Origin of the sequence: Novosphingobium mathurense, assembly GCF_900168325.1 — a bacterium.
GTDB lineage: Bacteria > Pseudomonadota > Alphaproteobacteria > Sphingomonadales > Sphingomonadaceae > Novosphingobium > Novosphingobium mathurense.
In genome coordinates this window covers 1,044,401-1,059,565 of sequence record NZ_FVZE01000001.1, presented here as the reverse complement: position 1 = coordinate 1,059,565, position 15,165 = coordinate 1,044,401, and the positions used below count along the sequence as shown (strand labels likewise).

At 64.5% G+C, this 15,165-nt stretch carries 18 protein-coding genes and 2 riboswitches; of the genes, 13 read left to right on the top strand and 5 right to left on the bottom strand.

The genetic code is table 11. From position 1 onward, the window contains the following. The first annotated feature begins 2 nt into the window (after positions 1-2). From B5483_RS05045 to B5483_RS04995, 11 genes are all read left to right on the top strand, one after another. Positions 3-1,136, top strand: a complete 1,134-nt coding sequence (locus B5483_RS05045; RefSeq protein ID WP_079729632.1) for an NAD(P) transhydrogenase subunit alpha — start codon at positions 3-5, stop codon at positions 1,134-1,136. A 14-nt stretch (positions 1,137-1,150) separates the two neighbouring features. After that, on the top strand, positions 1,151-1,456 hold the full coding sequence (locus B5483_RS05040) for an NAD(P) transhydrogenase subunit alpha part 2 (RefSeq protein WP_007015028.1): 306 nt from the start codon (positions 1,151-1,153) through the stop codon (positions 1,454-1,456). Further along, positions 1,456-2,880, top strand: a complete 1,425-nt coding sequence (locus B5483_RS05035; RefSeq protein WP_054944791.1) for an NAD(P)(+) transhydrogenase (Re/Si-specific) subunit beta — start codon at positions 1,456-1,458, stop codon at positions 2,878-2,880. The genes B5483_RS05040 and B5483_RS05035 overlap by 1 nt, the downstream gene beginning before the upstream one ends. A gap of 16 nt (positions 2,881-2,896) precedes the next feature. Continuing rightward, the gene (locus B5483_RS05030) at positions 2,897-3,214 is read left to right on the top strand and encodes a hypothetical protein (protein WP_079729631.1); all 318 of its coding nucleotides are present in this window, start codon (positions 2,897-2,899) and stop codon (positions 3,212-3,214) included. Between the two features lie 50 nt (positions 3,215-3,264). Further along, positions 3,265-4,425 (top strand): deoxyguanosinetriphosphate triphosphohydrolase, encoded by a 1,161-nt coding sequence (locus B5483_RS05025; RefSeq protein ID WP_054944793.1) that lies wholly within the window; start codon positions 3,265-3,267, stop codon positions 4,423-4,425. Continuing rightward, entirely contained in the window at positions 4,418-5,140 is a 723-nt protein-coding gene (locus B5483_RS05020) for an NAD(P)H-binding protein (RefSeq protein WP_079729630.1), read from the top strand. The genes B5483_RS05025 and B5483_RS05020 overlap by 8 nt, the downstream gene beginning before the upstream one ends. A gap of 63 nt (positions 5,141-5,203) precedes the next feature. Further along, a riboswitch (glycine riboswitch) is annotated at positions 5,204-5,317 on the top strand. After that, a riboswitch (glycine riboswitch) is annotated at positions 5,318-5,438 on the top strand. A gap of 48 nt (positions 5,439-5,486) precedes the next feature. After that, on the top strand, positions 5,487-6,632 hold the full coding sequence (gcvT, locus tag B5483_RS05015; protein WP_139383926.1) for a glycine cleavage system aminomethyltransferase GcvT: 1,146 nt from the start codon (positions 5,487-5,489) through the stop codon (positions 6,630-6,632). Between the two features lie 13 nt (positions 6,633-6,645). Then, entirely contained in the window at positions 6,646-7,017 is a 372-nt protein-coding gene (gene gcvH / locus B5483_RS05010) for a glycine cleavage system protein GcvH (RefSeq protein ID WP_054944795.1), read from the top strand. A 31-nt stretch (positions 7,018-7,048) separates the two neighbouring features. Continuing rightward, positions 7,049-8,419, top strand: a complete 1,371-nt coding sequence (gene gcvPA, locus B5483_RS05005; RefSeq protein WP_079729628.1) for an aminomethyl-transferring glycine dehydrogenase subunit GcvPA — start codon at positions 7,049-7,051, stop codon at positions 8,417-8,419. Next, positions 8,416-10,020: an aminomethyl-transferring glycine dehydrogenase subunit GcvPB gene (gcvPB, locus tag B5483_RS05000; RefSeq protein WP_079729627.1), complete on the top strand. Its 1,605-nt coding sequence runs from the start codon at positions 8,416-8,418 to the stop codon at positions 10,018-10,020. The genes gcvPA and gcvPB overlap by 4 nt, the downstream gene beginning before the upstream one ends. 25 nt (positions 10,021-10,045) lie before the next feature. After that, positions 10,046-11,053 (top strand): bile acid:sodium symporter family protein, encoded by a 1,008-nt coding sequence (locus B5483_RS04995; protein ID WP_079729626.1) that lies wholly within the window; start codon positions 10,046-10,048, stop codon positions 11,051-11,053. A gap of 4 nt (positions 11,054-11,057) precedes the next feature. Here B5483_RS04995 and B5483_RS04990 read toward each other — a convergent pair whose 3' ends face one another. The 3 genes from B5483_RS04990 to B5483_RS04980 all read right to left on the bottom strand — a co-directional run bounded on the left by B5483_RS04990 (position 11,058) and on the right by B5483_RS04980 (position 12,493). Continuing rightward, positions 11,058-11,186, bottom strand: coding sequence for an entericidin A/B family lipoprotein (locus tag B5483_RS04990; RefSeq protein WP_079729625.1), 129 nt, complete (start codon positions 11,184-11,186; stop codon positions 11,058-11,060). Positions 11,187-11,351: 165 nt separating this feature from the next. Next, positions 11,352-11,483 (bottom strand): entericidin A/B family lipoprotein, encoded by a 132-nt coding sequence (locus tag B5483_RS04985; RefSeq protein ID WP_054944799.1) that lies wholly within the window; start codon positions 11,481-11,483, stop codon positions 11,352-11,354. Positions 11,484-11,551: 68 nt separating this feature from the next. Further along, on the bottom strand, positions 11,552-12,493 hold the full coding sequence (locus B5483_RS04980) for a DMT family transporter (RefSeq protein ID WP_079729624.1): 942 nt from the start codon (positions 12,491-12,493) through the stop codon (positions 11,552-11,554). Between the two features lie 46 nt (positions 12,494-12,539). On the opposite strand from B5483_RS04980, the gene B5483_RS04975 reads away from it, so the two are divergent. Then, complete coding sequence (locus B5483_RS04975; RefSeq protein WP_054944800.1) at positions 12,540-12,749, top strand: hypothetical protein; 210 nt, start codon at positions 12,540-12,542, stop codon at positions 12,747-12,749. A 72-nt stretch (positions 12,750-12,821) separates the two neighbouring features. Here B5483_RS04975 and B5483_RS04970 read toward each other — a convergent pair whose 3' ends face one another. Continuing rightward, positions 12,822-14,348: a TadA family conjugal transfer-associated ATPase gene (locus B5483_RS04970; RefSeq protein ID WP_139383904.1), complete on the bottom strand. Its 1,527-nt coding sequence runs from the start codon at positions 14,346-14,348 to the stop codon at positions 12,822-12,824. Positions 14,349-14,539: 191 nt separating this feature from the next. On the opposite strand from B5483_RS04970, the gene B5483_RS04965 reads away from it, so the two are divergent. Then, on the top strand, positions 14,540-14,818 hold the full coding sequence (locus tag B5483_RS04965; protein WP_079729622.1) for an HNH endonuclease: 279 nt from the start codon (positions 14,540-14,542) through the stop codon (positions 14,816-14,818). A gap of 86 nt (positions 14,819-14,904) precedes the next feature. On the opposite strand, the gene B5483_RS04960 is transcribed toward B5483_RS04965, so the two are convergent. Further along, the gene (locus B5483_RS04960; protein ID WP_054948042.1) at positions 14,905-15,162 is read right to left on the bottom strand and encodes an ATP synthase F1 subunit epsilon; all 258 of its coding nucleotides are present in this window, start codon (positions 15,160-15,162) and stop codon (positions 14,905-14,907) included. Positions 15,163-15,165: the final 3 nt, after the last annotated feature.

Below are 15,165 nucleotides of genomic sequence, written 5' to 3'. Positions count from 1 at the left end.
CTGTGCCACAGAGCCAGCGGATCGCGGTCCTCAAAGAGACCGCGAGGGGGGAGACACGCGTTTCGGCATCGCCGGAGACCGTGAAAAAGCTCGTGGCACTCGGCGCCGAAGTGGCCGTCGAGGCCGGTGCGGGCGCTGTGGCCAGTTTTTCCGATGAGGAATTCCGGAACGCCGGGGCGCAAGTCGGCCCGGCGTCCGAAGTGCTGTCCGGCGCAGACATCGTCTTCGGTGTCCAGGGACCCGATCCGGCAGCGTTGAGCGGCGTCAAGCCGGGGGCATGGGTCGTTGCGATCATGGACCCGTTCGGTCAGCGCGAACGCGTCGATGCCTATGCGGCGGCGGGCCTGGAGGCGCTGTCGATGGAATTCATGCCGCGTATCACCCGTGCGCAGTCGATGGACGTGCTGTCCTCGCAGTCGAACCTGTCGGGCTACAAGGCGGTCATCGCCGCTGCCGATACCTATGGCCGCGCATTCCCGATGATGATGACGGCGGCCGGCACCGTCAGCGCTGCCAAGGTCTTCGTCATGGGCGTGGGCGTTGCCGGACTCCAGGCGATTGCCACGGCACGCCGCCTGGGTGCGCAGGTTTCGGCAACCGACGTGCGTGCCGCGACCAGGGAACAGATCCTCTCGCTGGGCGCCAAGCCGATCTTCGTCGAGAATGTCGCCGGGATCGAGGGTGAAGGCGCTGGCGGTTATGCGACCGAGATGTCGGAGGAATACCAGAAGGCGCAGGCCGAACTGGTTTCCAGCCATATCGCCAAGCAGGACATCGTCATCACGACTGCGCTCATTCCCGGACGCGCTGCACCGCGGCTGATTTCCGATGTCCAGATCGCGACGATGAAGCCGGGCAGCGTCATCTTCGACCTCGCGGTCGCACAGGGTGGCAACGTCGAGGGTTCGGTGCCCGATCAGGTCGTCGAAAAGCACGGCGTGAAGATCATGGGCTATTCCAATACGCCTGCCCATCTCGCCGCAGACGCCTCGGCGCTCTACGCCCGCAACCTGTTCAATTTCCTCTCTGCCTTCTGGGACAAGGAGCAGGGAGGGCCCGTGCTCGACGAGGAAATCGGTGACGCAATCCGCCTGACGCAGGGCGGCAAGGTCGTCAATCCACGCCTACTGGCCTGAGGGGGGGCACGACGATGGACTTCATTTCGATCCTATCGATCTTCGTAATGGCCTGCTTCGTGGGCTACTACGTCGTCTGGTCGGTTACGCCGGCCCTGCACACGCCGCTGATGGCGGTGACCAATGCCATTTCCTCCGTGATCGTCGTCGGTGCGCTCGTCGCCAGCGCCGCCGCGGGAAGCCCGCTGGCCAAGTGGCTTGGGCTGGGCGCGGTCGTCCTTGCCAGCGTCAACATCTTCGGCGGCTTCGCGGTCACCGAACGCATGCTGGCCATGTACAAGAAGAAGGACAAGCCGGCAGCAAAGGGGGATAGCAAGTAATGGAAACCCATGCGGTAAACCCGTGGGTGGCCGTCGCCTACCTCGTTGCGGGCGTCTGCTTCATCCTCGCCCTTCGCGGCCTGTCTTCTCCGGCGACGTCCCGCAAGGGCAATCGCTACGGCATGTTCGGCATGCTCATCGCCGTCGTCACGACGCTGATGACGCACGAGATCGCCAGCCTGCCCGAGATCGTGGGCGCCATCGTCATTGGCGGCGGTGTCGGCTTCGTGATTGCCCGGCGCATCCAGATGACGGCGATGCCGCAGCTCGTTGCGGCATTCCACTCGCTCGTCGGTCTGGCCGCCGTGCTGGTGGCCGTGGCGGCCTTCCTCAATCCCGGCGCTTTCGGCATTCTCGGCGCTGACGGCAACATCCTGACCGTTAGCCGCGTCGAAATGGCGCTGGGCGCTGCCATCGGCGCCATCACCTTTTCCGGTTCGGTGATCGCCTTTGCCAAGCTCAACGGCAACATGTCGGGCGCACCGATCATGCTGCCCGCACGCCATGTCATCAACCTGGGTACTTTGATCCTCATTCTCGTGCTAACGGGCCTGTTCACCAATTCGGGGCAGGCCGGTCCGGGCGAAAATGTGCTGTTCTGGATCGTCGTTGCGCTGTCTTTCGCGATTGGCTTCCTGCTGATCATCCCGATCGGCGGCGCGGACATGCCGGTGGTCGTCTCGATGCTCAACTCGTATTCGGGCTGGGCCGCGGCGGCGATGGGCTTCACGCTGCACAACACCGCGATGATCATCACCGGCGCGCTCGTCGGTTCCTCGGGTGCGATCCTCTCGTACATCATGTGCAAGGCAATGAACCGTAGCTTCATCTCGGTGATTGCCGGCGGCTTCGGCGCCGATGCTGGCGGCGCTGGCGACGGCGGCACCAAGGAGCAGCGCCCGTGGAAGCGCGGTTCGGCCGAGGACGCGGCCTTCCTGATGAAGGAAGCCGAGAACGTCATCATCATCCCCGGTTACGGCATGGCCGTGGCTCAGGCCCAGCATGCCCTGCGCGAGATGGGCGACCTGCTCAAGGAACACGGCGTCAACGTGAAGTATGCGATCCACCCGGTCGCGGGGCGCATGCCCGGTCACATGAACGTGCTGCTTGCCGAAGCCAGCGTGCCTTACGATGAAGTCTTCGAACTCGAGGACATCAACAGCGAGTTCGCGCAGGCCGACGTGGCCTTCATCATCGGCGCCAACGACGTCGTCAACCCGGCGGCCAAGACCGACAAGTCCTCGCCGATCTACGGCATGCCGGTGTTCGACGTCGACAAGGCCAAGACGATTTTCTTCATCAAGCGCTCGATGGGCGGACAGGGCTATGCGGGCGTCGATAACGACGTTTTCTACATGGACCAGACCATGATGCTGCTCGCCGACGCGAAGAAGATGGTCGAAGAGATCGTCAAGGCGCTCTAGGCCAGGTCATCCCGTCATGATGAAATTGGTGAAGCGGGCGCTGATGCTCGTGGGCCTTCTGGCTCTTCTGGTTGTGTCCGCTCACCTCTACGCAGGCTGGCGCGTGCGCGGGGCCTTGCTCGAAGCGGGCATGTCGGCCCGGGTGTCGACCTGCATGGCCAAACGCATGGTACGGCACTTGAGCTTCGTGCAATTGATGAAGCTGCAGGCGCTCGAAGGTGACAAGCCGACCCCGGGCGCGTGGTTGCGGGCGGTGCGCGAGGTGGACGACACGAAGGTCATTTTGGTCACGACGACCTCGGCGGCCTTGTGCAAGGTGGGGATTGCTCGCTAGGGCGGCGCAGACGATCCAGTTCCGACAGCCGATCCGGGAAAGACCTGCGCTTGACCCTTGCCCCCTATGCTTCGAACCCCGCCCATTCGCGCGGACGCGAATTTCCGATGGAGAACGCCGTGGCCCGCGGGCCGCGCAGTGCATACCAGCGTGATCGCGACCGGATCATCCATTCGATCGCCTTTCGCCGCCTGCGCTACAAGACGCAGGTCTTCATCGCGCCGGACGGCGATCATTACCGGGTTCGCCTGACCCACAGCCTCGAGGTTGCGCAGATCGCGCGCGTGATTGCCCGCACGCTCGGGCTCGACGAGGACCTGACCGAGGCGCTGGCGCTGGCGCACGACATCGGCCACCCGCCATTCGGCCATGCCGGCGAAGAGGCGCTCGACAGCGCGCTCCATAAGGCCGGGGGCTTCGATCACAACGCGCATTGCCTGCGCACGCTGATGCGCATCGACAGTCCCTATTGCGAGCATGACGGGCTGAACCTGACATGGGAGACGCTCGAAGGCTTGGCCAAGCACAATGGCCCCGTGACCGAACCGAACTGGGCCCTGCGCGAACTGGACGCCGCTTACGGGCTGGAGCTTGGCACTTATGCCTCGCTGGAAGCGCAGGTCGCCGCTCTTTCCGACGACATCGCCTACGACAACCACGATATCGACGACGGCTTGCGGGCAGGCTTTCTCGATCTCGACGAACTGCTCGCGCATCCCTTCGTGGCCGAGCACTGGGCCGAAGTCGAGCGGCGCTATCCCGGGGTGCCGCGCGAGCGGCAACTGGCGGAACTGATCCGCAGCCAGATCGGCTTCATGGTCAATGACCTCATTGCAGAGACGCAGCAGCGCCTTGTCGGCGTGGGCAGCGTCGATGAAGTGCGCGGCGCGGATCGGGCGCTCGTCGCCTTTTCGCCGGGACTGGCCGAGGCCGAGCGTGCCTTCAAGCGCTTCATGTACGACAAGCTTTACTACCATCCCGAGCAGATTGAGACGGCTCGCCGCGCGCGCGCCGTGCTGGCAGAGCTCTACTCCGCCTATTCGCAGGAGCCGGTGCTGATGGAGGAGAGCTGGATCGATACGATGCCCCGGCACGAGCCCGAGCGCAGCCGTCACATTGCCGACTACATCGCCGGCATGACCGACCGTTACGCGATCACCTGTCATGCGCAGATCTATGGGCGCACGCCCGAGGGCCTGCGCAATGTCTGACCTGTTCGATGTGCTGAAGCGGGGCGAGGAGCCCTCGCTTCCGGCACATCGCATCTGCCTGGTCGGGGCGAGCGGGCTGATCGGTACGGCCGTTCTGGACGAGAGCGTGGGGCGCTCCGACATGCGCGTCGTCAGCGTCGCCCGCCGCGAATTCCCGCTGCCTCTGGGCGCGCGCACCGAAGTTCTCGTGGGATTGCCGGAAGATTGGTCGGCCCTCATCGGCGCGGCCCGGGCCGACGTTCTCGTCTGTGCGCTGGGCACCACGATCAAGGCCGCCGGAAGCCAGGCGGCTTTCCGGGCGGTGGACCACGATCTCGTCATCGAAGTTGCGCAGGCTGCGCGCACGGCCGGCATCGATCACATGATCGCGGTGTCTTCCGTCGGGGCCGACCGGACGAGCCGCAATTTCTACCTGCGCACCAAGGGCGAGACCGAGGAAGACCTGGGCAAGCTCGGCTTTCGCCGCCTCGATATCCTGAGGCCGGGTCTCTTGCGCGGGCATCGGGCCGATAAGCGCAAGCTGGAAGGCGCTGGCCAGATGCTGGCCCCCATCGCCGACATGCTGGTGCTCCACGGCAAGTGGAGGAAATACCGCTCGGTACGTGCCGCGACCGTGGCGCGGACGATCTTTGCGCTGGTGCAGGAGAGGGCCCAGGGCCGCTTCGTGCACGATTTCGACTCGATGCGGCGCGTCCTGCGGCGGGCAGGGGATTAATACTGCATCGCAGCGTGACGAGCGTTGACTTGCGCCTGAGCCTCTTTCAAGGGTGGTCGCGTCGCTGACAGCGCGGGAGAGACCTGCCGATTCGGCCCCTTGAGAGGGATCGATATGGCAGGCGCCGAAGGAGCAACCGCCCCGGAATCTCTCAGGCAAAAGGACCGCGCCGGTCGATAGTGACGCTCTGGAAAGTGCCCCGTCCGTTTCGGGCGTGGCCGCCGAAGGTGTAAGCCCGGATTCCCTGCTGAAGGGTGCCGGGGCAAAGCTCTCAGGCTTCCGTGACAGAGGGGGCACCTGAAAACGGTGTGCCATTGCTGTGCGGAGCTATGCCTTGAGCGAATTAGTGAATCCCCAAGACGACCAGGACCTCGAGCCGATCGAGCCCTTGCTGCTGCCGCTTGATGCCTGGCATCGCGCGCAGGGTGGGCGCATGGTCGAGTTCGCCGGCTACATGATGCCCGTACAGTACGAAGGCATCATGGCCGAACACCTCTGGACCCGCGAGAGCGCCGGACTGTTCGACGTCAGTCACATGGGTCAGCTCTGCATCTGTCCCGCCGAAGATACCCCGGTCGATCTCGATGCGGCGCTCGAGGCGGCCCTGCCGATCGACCTTTCGACGCTCAAGACCGGCTCGGTGCGCTATTCGCTGCTGCTCGACGAGGAAGGCGGCATTCTGGATGACCTCATGGTCACCCGCTGGAACACCGGCTTCTATCTCGTCGTCAACGGTGCGACCAAGTGGGACGACATCGGTTCCTTGCGCGAACTGCTGCCCGACGAAGTGACGCTCAACCACCTCGACGAGAGCGCGCTCCTCGCGTTGCAGGGACCCAGGGCTTTCGCGGCGCTCGATCGGCACGCCAGGGGCGACACGCCGCTTTCGGCGCTCACCTTCATGAAGGGCGCAAGCTTCACACTGGGCGGTGTCGATGCCTGGATCAGCCGTTCCGGCTACACCGGCGAGGACGGCTTCGAGATATCCATTCCGGGCGAGGCAGCAGCGCAGGTCGCGGACCTGCTGTGCGGCGAACCGGAAGTGAAGCCCATCGGCCTTGGTGCGCGCGATTCGCTTCGGCTTGAAGCGGGGCTGCCACTCTACGGCCATGACATGTCGCCCGATCACGGCGCGGTCGAGGCCGGACTTATCTTCGGCGTCAACAAGCGCCGTCGCAGCGAAGGGGGCTTCCCCGGCGCCGAGCGCGTCCAGCGCGACCTGGCGCAAGGCACTGCCCGCAAGCGCATCGGTCTGTCCCTCGATGGGCGTCAGGCTGCCCGCGAAGGCGCCAAGGTCCTTGCCGGCGATACCGAAGTCGGCGTGGTGACGTCGGGCGGCTTCTCGCCCTCGCTGCAGCACCCGATCGCCATGGCTTACGTCGATGCGGCCCATGCCGCCGACGGCACGGCCCTTTCCATTGATATCCGCGGCAAGCGGCTCGACGCCAAGGTCGTGCCGATGCCCTTCGTCCAACATCGCTACCATCGCTGAGGAGCTTGCCCAGATGACCCGTTATTTTACCGAAGACCACGAATGGATCGAAGTCGAAGGCGACACCGGCACGGTCGGGATCACCGACTATGCGCAGGGCCAGCTCGGCGACATCACTTTCGTCGAACTGCCGGACGCCGGTGCCACTGTCGCCAAGGGCGATTCCGTTTCGGTCGTCGATTCCGTCAAGGCGGCCTCGGACGTCTACACGCCGGTTTCGGGCACTGTTGCCGATGCCAATGCCGCGCTCGCCGATGAGCCGGAACTGGTCAACACCGATGCCGAGAAGGGTGGCTGGCTGTTCCGCATCACCCTGTCCGATCCTGCCGAGCTCGAAGGTCTCATGGATGAGACCGCGTACAAGGCATTTGTCGAAACCCTCTGATTCTCAATCGAATCGTACGGAGTAACGCCCCTTGCGCTACCTGCCCCTGACCGATGCCGATCGCGCCGCCATGCTGGACGTGATCGGCGCCGCCTCGGTCGACGATCTCTTCATCGACGTGCCCGCCGAGGCGCGGCTTTCCGGCCCGGTCGAGGGGCTGCCCATGCATGCCAGCGAAATGGCCGTGGAACGGCACATGAGCGCGCTGGCGGGCAAGAACCTCAGCGCCGGTTCGGTGCCGTTCTTCCTTGGGGCAGGGGCCTATCGCCACCATGTGCCGGCTTCGGTCGACCACATCATCCAGCGCGGTGAGTTCCTGACGGCCTACACGCCGTACCAGCCGGAAATCGCGCAAGGCACGTTGCAGGTGCTCTTCGAGTTCCAGACCCAGGTTGCGCGCCTGTTCGGGACCGACATTGCCAACGCCTCGATGTACGATGGTTCGACCGCGTGCTGGGAAGCGATCCTGATGGCGGCGCGCATCACCCGCAAGGATCGGGCGATCCTCTCTGGTGGCCTGCACCCGCACTACGGCGAAGTGGTGCGCACCATGGCCAAGTTCACCGAGGACGAGATCGCCTCGCTTTCCTGCGAGCTCAAGGGTGAGCCTGACGATGCCGCGGTGATCGCGGCGATCGACGACAAGACCTCGTGCGTCGTCGTCCAGTATCCCGATATCCTCGGCCGCGTCCCGGACCTCGCGGCGATTTCCGAAGCGGCCCATGCCAAGGGCGCGCTGGTGATCGCCGTCGTGACCGAGCCCGTTGCGCTGGGCATGATCGAGGCGCCGGGCAATCTGGGCGCCGACATCGTCGTGGGCGAAGGACAGTCGCTGGGCGTCGGTCTGCAGTTCGGCGGACCTTACCTCGGCCTGTTCGGCTGCCGCGAGAAATTCGTGCGCCAGATGCCGGGCCGTCTCTGCGGTGAGACTGTCGATGCCGAGGGCAAGCGCGGTTTCGTGTTGACGCTTTCGACCCGCGAACAGCATATTCGCCGCGAGAAGGCGACGAGCAATATCTGCACGAATTCCGGGCTTTGCGCGCTGGCCTTCAGCATTCACCTGACCCTGCTTGGCGGCAGTGGCCTGGCCCAGTTGGCGGCCGTGAACCATGCCCGCACGCAGGCAGTGGTCGAGCGCCTGACGCAGATCCCCGGCGTCTCGCTCCTCAACGATGCCTATTTCAACGAGGTCACGCTGGTCCTTCCCGGTGATGCGCGCGAAGTGCTGCGCGAACTGGCCGACCGCAAGGTGTTGGGCGGTGTCTCTCTCGGCCGCCTGTTCCCGGCCCAGGAAGACCTGCACAATGGCCTGCTGGTCGCGGCGACCGAGACGACCACCGACGAAGACATCGAGACGCTTGCCATTGAACTGGCAGCGGTTCTGGAAGGAGTGCCGGCATGAGCGGCGTGAACGCGGCGGGCTGGCGTCCGACCATGGGCGAGGCTGGTGAAGCCTTGGAAAAATTCGTAACTTCCAGCGGCGATTACGGGCTGATGCTCGAGGAGCCGCTGAGCTTCGAACTGGGCGCGGAAGGCAAGTGCGGCGTCGATATCGATAAGCCCGACCGCGCGCCCGCGGCGGGCCTGTCTAAGTTCCTGCGCAAGGCTGCACCGGACCTGCCCGGCCTCACCGAGCCGGAAACGGTGCGGCACTATACGCGTCTGTCGCGTCAGAACTACGCGATCGACCTCGGGCCGTTCCCGCTCGGTTCGTGCACGATGAAGCACAACCCGCGCCTCAACGAGAAGATGGCGCGCCTGCCGGGCTTTGCCGATGTCCACCCGCTGCAGCCGCAAAAGTCGGTCGAGGGTGCGCTCGAAGTGATCGAGCAGCTTGCCGACTGGCTGATCACGCTGACCGGGATGGCTTCGGTGGCGATGAGCCCCAAGGCCGGTGCGCATGGCGAACTGTGCGGCCTGCTGTGCATACGCGCCGCGCTCGACGCGCGCGGTGAGAAGCGCGACATCGTGCTCGTTCCGGAAAGCGCCCACGGGACCAACCCGGCGACGGCGGCTTTTGCCGGTTTCAAGGTACAGTCGATCCCTGCAACGCCCGCCGGCCGCGTCGACCTCGAGGCGCTCAAGGCGAAGCTCGGACCCAACGTGGCGGGGGTGATGATCACCAACCCGAACACCTGCGGCCTGTTCGAACCGGACATGAAGGCGATTGCCGATGCCGTCCATGAGGCGGGCGGATATGTCTATTGCGACGGCGCGAACTTCAACGCGATCGTCGGCAAGGTGCGCCCGGGCGACCTTGGCGTCGATGCCATGCACATCAACCTGCACAAGACCTTCTCGACGCCCCACGGTGGCGGGGGGCCGGGTGCCGGTCCGGTCGTCCTGTCAGAAGCGCTGGCGCCCTTCGCGCCGCTGCCGTTCGTGACCCGTGGGCCTGACGGGGGCATTCATCTCGTCGAGGAAGAGAACCGGGGCGAGGGCCATGGCCGCGCTTTCGGACGCATGGTCGCCTTCCACGGCCAGATGGGCATGTTCACCCGTGCGCTGACTTACATCCTCAGCCATGGTGCCGATGGACTGCGCCGGGTTGCCGAGGACGCGGTGCTCAACGCCAACTACGTCCTGCGTTCGTGCGAGGACCTGCTGCCGGCACCGTTCGCCAAGAGCGGCCCTTGCATGCACGAGGCGCTGTTCAGTGATGCGGGCCTTGCCGATGGCTTCTCGACGCTCGACATCGCCAAGGGGCTGATCGACGAGGGTTTCCACCCGATGACGGTCTATTTCCCGCTGGTGGTCAAGGGGGCGATGCTGGTCGAGCCGACCGAGACCGAGAGCAAGGCCGGACTCGACCGCTTCATCGGTTCGCTGCGCAGTCTGGCTAAGCGGGCGAAGGCGGGCGACGATAGCCTGCACTCCGCACCGCACTTTGCACCGCGTCGCCGTCTTGACGAGACGCAGGCAGCGCGTAAGCCCGTCCTCGTGTGGCAGGGTGCACCGGGTGAGCCGGGACAGCCCTCGCTAAGCGAGATTGGCGGGAGCTGACCCGCCCGACGGGGGGATTTGACGGATGATGGATCGGGTGACGAGGCTTTTCGCCTTGTGGACCGTGCTGGGCGTAACCTGGGCGTGGTTCATGCCCGATCACTTCATCTGGGTGGCCGACGGGCGTTTTGCGCCTTTCGGCCAGCCCCTGATCAGCGTCATGCTCGGCGTTATCATGCTGGGCATGGGTATCACCCTCAGCTTCGATGACTTCCGCAGGGTCCTGGCAATGCCGTCGCAGGTCCTTGCGGGGGTCGTCCTGCAGTTCACGATCATGCCGCTCGCCGGCTTCGCCGTAGCCTGGGCCTTCGGATTGGAGGCGGGGCTTGCCGTCGGGCTGATCCTCGTGGCCTGCTGCCCGGGCGGTACCGCGTCGAATGTCGTGTGTTACCTCGCCCGCGCCAACGTGGCGCTGTCGGTGACGATGACGATGGTCTCGACACTGGTGGCCATTGTCATGACCCCGTTGCTGACGGGCTGGCTGGCCGGAGTCTTCATCGAGATCGACCGCTGGAACCTGTTCAGGGGCATGATGACGGTGGTGCTGTTGCCGGTGATCGTCGGGGTCCTGATGAACCGCTACCTGCCGCGCGTGACGAAAGCGGCCAGCGCGGTGTCACCGGTCATTTCGGTACTTTTCGTCGTACTGATCGTGGCGGCCATCATCGCCCGCTCGAAGCCGCTGATCGAGGCCCATGCGAATATCCTGCTGGCCGCGGTCTTTACCCTGCACGCGGCGGGGTTCGGGCTTGGATATGTCTTGAGCCGACTGCTGGGCCTCAGCGAAGCGTCCGCGCGAACCATCAGTGTGGAAGTGGGAATGCAGAACAGCGGGCTGGGCGCGAGCCTGGCTTCGACGCCTGCTTTCATGCGGCAGTTCGCAAATCCGTTGCAGGCCGCGCTTGCACCTGTCCCCGCGGCCATTTCCGCCGTGCTGCATGTTCTGATCGGCAGTTTCCTGGCCTCGTTGTGGAGCCGCAGGCCAGGACACGATACTGCCGTTGTACCGCCCGAGGCGACGGTCGAGGCCTGAGGCCTCAGGTGGCCTTGTCGACCGTGTTGGCGGCGGATTCGAGATCCTGGCCGACACCGCGAACCGTGTTGCAGGCCGCTGCGCCAAGGACGACAGTGCCAGCCAGAAGGGTAAGTACGAGCTTCCTGATCATTTCTGTTTCCTGTTGAACGGGCATGCCTTCCGGTCGTCCGGGACCCGCTGAATCAGGATTTAGGCAGTACTGCTGCGGAAAGGAAGATCTCGCGTGTCATCGTGAACACACGGGCAGAACCGCTCGACTTGCGGGCGGCCCTGCGCGTGCATGGAGCGATTGGCGTCAATTGATCGCGTCGTCGCCGGCCTGGCCGACCGATTCGATGTCGCGGCCCGCGCCCTTTACGGTGTTGCAGGCGGTTGCAGTGAAGAGGATGCCGCTTGCGGCAAGTGCGAGAACGAGTTTCTTGACCATCGGTAATTCCCTTTCAGCATTCAAGCGATCCCGGGCCCGGGTTGATCAAGGGAACTCCCGGTGGGCGCTCATGTTCCCCGGGATCTTGCCGATGCCTGCTCGATGGAGCCTTCGTCGAGTGCAGATGTCGCGGAAATGTTGCGCGCCAGGACGTGTTCGCGCCAGGTGATGATGATCCCGGCCGTGATGATGACGGGCGCCCCCAGCCAGGTCGCAGTCGGCGGAAGATCGGCGAAGATCAGCCAGCCCCAGGTCGTCGACCAGATGAGTGATGTGTAATCCATGACGACGACAGTGGCGACCTGTCCGTAGCGTAGCGAAGTCGTCATCAGCGTCTGTGCCAAGGTTCCGGCGGCGCCGGTACCCACGAGCAGAAGCCAGACGCGAGGCTCGTGAGGCTGGCTGTAGAAGGGCAGCAGCGCGGCCGTGATCAGGGCGCCGAACATCGCGAACCAGAACACGCAGGCAATCGGGGCATCCGTGCGTGCAAGGTCGCGGATCTGGAAGCTGACGGTGGCGACGACAACTCCCGCACCAAGGCCGAACACCAGACCCATGGGCGGGATATCCGAACTGCCGGGCTGGGCGATGATCAGGACGCCGGCAAATCCCAGTGCGACAGCTGTCCAGCGCCACTTGCCGACCGTCTGGTGCAAAACAAGGGCAGTGATCAGAACTGCGAACAGCGGGCCGGTGAACCCGAGAGTGGTGGCGACCGGAAGCGGCAGCAGCACGGCGGCGCCGACGTTGCAGACAAGACCCATCGTCCCGATCACCGATCTCGTGGCATGGGCTTTCAATCGTCGCGTCGCGAGCAGCCGGAGGCGTCCGGTCGCAAAGAGCCAGCCGAGCAGGAGAGGAACGCTCATGGCCTGCCGCCAGAAGATCGTCTCGGGCATCGAAACGCCGTTCTCACCGAGCAGCTTCATGAACATGAACATCGTCGAGAGCATGGACATGGCGGCCAGTCGCAGCGCGATGGCCAGGAGGGGGCGCTCAGCTTGGTGCACGGATAAGCGCTTTAACTCTCAGCTACGGCGAGGCAAGGGGCAGGGCATGGATGATTCGATGCGTTTTCTTGCAACCGCAGGCGCGCTTGCTGCACTCCTTGCCTTCGTCGCGTGGATCGGAGACCGCCGTCGGATGAAGCGGCGCAATCTCGACAGCGTCGGTTTCATGCCGTGGACGACGATCTTCTTCTGGTCGCTGCTGGCGGCCGTGCTGCTGCTCGGCATTTCCGGGAGGGCATGGCTCGGCGTGAACTAGGGGCATGCGAAACGACCCCGCCCTGCAGGAGAGCGAGGCCGCTTCAATGTTTCGAAGGTCCGTTCCGACCGGTTAGAGGCACGCTTCCAGATAGGCCTGGTCGAAGCCGAACTGGCGCGCCTTTTCCAGCGTATAGGGGCGCAGGCCCGAGGCGCGGAATTCGCCGAGGATCTTGCCGTCCTCGGTCTCGTCCAGGTACTCGAACTTGAAGAGTTCCTGGGTGACGATCACGTCGCCTTCCATGCCGATCACTTCGGTAATGTTGGTGGTGCGGCGCGAACCGTCGCGAAGGCGCTTCACCTGTACGATCAGGTCGACCGATTCGGCGATCTGGCGGCTGATGGCTTCCTTGGGGATCTTGATGTCGCCCATCAGGATCATGTTTTCCATACGGCCAAGGCACTCGCGCGGAGAGTTCGCGTGGAGCGTACACATCGAGCCGTCATGGCCGGTGTTCATGGCGGCGAGCAGGTCGAAGCACTCGGCGCCGCGAATTTCGCCCAGGATGATGCGGTCCGGACGCATACGCAGGGCGTTCTTGACGAGATCGCCGATGGTGATAGCGCCCTGACCTTCAAGGTTCGGCGGGCGGGTTTCGAGCGGCAGCCAGTGGGGCTGCTGCAGGCGAAGTTCGGCCGCGTCCTCGATCGTCAGCACGCGTTCGCCGGGGTCGATCATCTTCGACAGGGCGTTGAGCATCGTCGTCTTGCCTGAGCCGGTGCCGCCCGAGATGACCACGTTCATGCGGCAGGCGCCGGCGATCTTGAGCGCGGTGGCCATCTTCTCGCTCATCGAACCGAAGTCCTTGAGCATGTCGATGGTGATCGGCTTCTCGGAGAACTTGCGGATCGAGATGGCAGTGCCGCGCAGGCTGAGCGGCGGCACGATGACGTTGACGCGGCTGCCGTCCTTGAGGCGGGCGTCGGCCAGCGGCGTGGTCTGGTCGACGCGGCGCCCGACCTGGTTGACGATGCGCTGGGCGATTTGGAACAGGTGCTGCTCGTCTCGGAACTTGGTCTGGGCGAGCTGCAGCTTGCCTTTCTTTTCGATGTAGGTCTGATTCGGACCGTTGACCATGATGTCCGAGACGTCGGGGTCGTTGAGCAATTCCTCGAGCGGACCGAAACCGAGCAGTTCGTCGATCAGCACCTTCTCGAGCGCGAACTGCTCGCGGCGGTTGAAGGTGATCTTGAGCTCGGCAAGCACCTCGATGATGATCGGGCGAAATTCTTCCGAAAGCTCGTCCTTGGTCAGCGTGGCCGCCGCCTCGGGATCGACGCGCTCGAGGAGGCGCGGAAGCACCTGTTCCTTGATCTTGTGAATCGAGGCTTCGAAGCCGTTCTGCTCCACTTGCTCATGAACGGCATTGGCGCGGTCGGCGAGCCGTGACATCGCATCCTCGCGCATCGGCGGGACCGAGGGGCTTGCGCCCGGCAGAGGAGGGAACTGGTCGCCGCCGGGCAGCGGCGCACCGCCTGGTGCAGCAGGAGGGGCTTTTTCCGTCGCCGATCCGCCCTTGATGGGCTTGGCTACGCCGAAGGCAGGACGGGCCCCCTGGCCCATGCCACCAATACCGTTCCGCCGCCCGAATGCGCTCATGAGACTTCCAACCTTGTCAGCGCCCGCGTGATTTTTGCGGGCCTAATCCCTTGCGATGGGTTCGAAGATTAAGGTTGAAACTTTGATAACTTCCTAATGATGGACAAATCGATTGCATGGCCGGCCGGGTCTTCAACCCGGTTCACTCCCGCTCTTGGCAGGACGAACGCCGGAGCATTAGACTGACGGCAATGCCCCCCGAACCACTCCACTGCTGGCTGTGTGATCGCCCCCTCGGACGGCGGGTCGAATGGCATCATCCCGTGCCCAAGAGTCGGGGTGGCAGGGCAACCGTGCCGGTCCACCCGATCTGCCACCGCACCATCCATGCGACCTTCAGCAATGCCGAACTCGCCCGGCTGGGGGAGGAAGGCGAAGTACTTCGCACAGCGCCTGCGATCGCCAGGTTCGTCTCGTGGGTGTCGCGCAAGCCACACGACTTTCACGCGCCTACCGCCCGCAAGCGCTGACGGGCAGGGCAAGCACGCACCTTCAACGAAAAGGGGCGCCGCCGTGTTCCGGCGACGCCCCTTTTCGGCGTTTCTGGCTGTCGAAATCAGCCTTCGACGTGTTCGGCGAGAACCGTCAGGCCGGTATCGCCGACTTCAGCGAAGCCACCGGTGATGATGATCTCTTCCGGAGCGCCGTTCTCGGTCCGATAGACCTTGAGGGCGCCGTCGGCGACCGTCGACATGAAGGGCGCATGGCCCTGGAGCACGCCGAACTCGCCTTCCGTGCCGGGGACGACCACCATGTGGACGTCCTCCGAGCGGACGAGCTTCGCCGGCGTAACGAGTTCGAAGTGCAGTGCCATGAG